This window comes from Alcanivorax sp. HI0044 (assembly GCF_001634945.1).
In genome coordinates this window covers 1-1,202 of record NZ_LWEZ01001421.1, presented here as the reverse complement: position 1 = coordinate 1,202, position 1,202 = coordinate 1, and the positions used below count along the sequence as shown (strand labels likewise).

Sequence of the window (1,202 nt, the reverse complement as noted above, 5' to 3'; positions counted from 1 at the left end):
GTGTAGATCTGGCCATGCTTGAGGATGATGACATTGCCGTAGCCCCCTTTTACCCCGGCGAAGATGACCTTGCCATCGCCTGCGGCCTTGATGGGGGTGCCGGAGGGGGCGGCATAGTCAGTGCCCTTGTGGGCTCGGATGCGGTTAAGTACCGGGTGTTTGCGGCCCGGATTAAAGCGGGAGCTGATACGGGAAAAAGCCACGGGGGTACGGATAAATGCCTTGCGCATGGAATCGCCCTTGATATTCAGGTACTCCACATCGCCAGACAGGGTTTCGTAGCGGAAGGCAGTGAGATGGCGGCCCTGGTTCCAGAATTCGGCCATCAGGATATCGCCTTCGCCGACTTTCTCCCCATCCAGGTAGAGCTCTTCGTAGATAATGCGGAAGCGGTCGCCTTTGCGGATGTCGAGGGCAAAATCCACATCCCAGGCGAACAGGTTGGCAAGCTGCATGGTGAGCCGGTCGGTGATGCCGGCCGCAGCCCCGGCCAGGAACAGGGAGCCAGTAATGTCGGCTTGGGCGAAGCGGGTCTGCTTCTGATATTCCCGCTGGCTCAGGCGCACACTCCAGCCGCCGCCTGTCAGCCGTGCGGTGAGGGTTTCAACTTTTGAGGGGTGGTAGCGCACGTTGGTGAGGGAGCCGCTGTCGTTAACAATGACTTCCAGTGCTTCCCCGGGGCGCAAGCGGGTGAGCCGCTTCAGCTTGTCGTCACCTTTGAGCAGGGCATCGATCTGCCCGGCGCCAATGCCCAGGGGATGCAGTAATGAGGACAGGCTGTCTCCGGATTGCACGGTCAGCGTTTGCCATTGCGGTGTGGCCGGTGCGGGTTTGCTGGTGGTTTGCGGTTTTGGTGCGGGTGCTGTGCGTTCCGGCAGGCTGATGGGCTGGACGCGTTCCGGGGTGGTTTCGGTGTTGTCCGGGCGAAAGGCGATCAGGATGACGCCGCCCAGCAATACCATGCTCAGCAGTAAATGGGTGCGTGGGAACTGGCGCACCAGCCTGCCGGCAGCAGAGATAAGTTGTTTCATGAAGAGTCTGTGAGGGCCTGGTTGGGTAAATAGAGACTGGCGCGCCCGCGGGGCACAGCGAAAAACTGACCTGCAAAGATACCCGCCTTCTCTGGCCGCGTTCAAGTGCTACAATGGCGCGCTTTCATTAATGGGTCTGGAAATAGAGGTAGGCATGGCCACGGTGGATCA

The 1,202-nt window shown here is 60.0% G+C and carries 1 protein-coding gene; it reads right to left on the bottom strand.

Going from position 1 to position 1,202, the window contains the following annotated elements; all coding sequences use genetic code 11:
* Positions 1-1,031 (bottom strand): OapA family protein (locus A3730_RS21035; protein ID WP_063538842.1); only part of this gene is annotated, 1,031 nt, incomplete at its 3' end.
* Between the last annotated feature and the right edge of the window lie 171 nt (positions 1,032-1,202).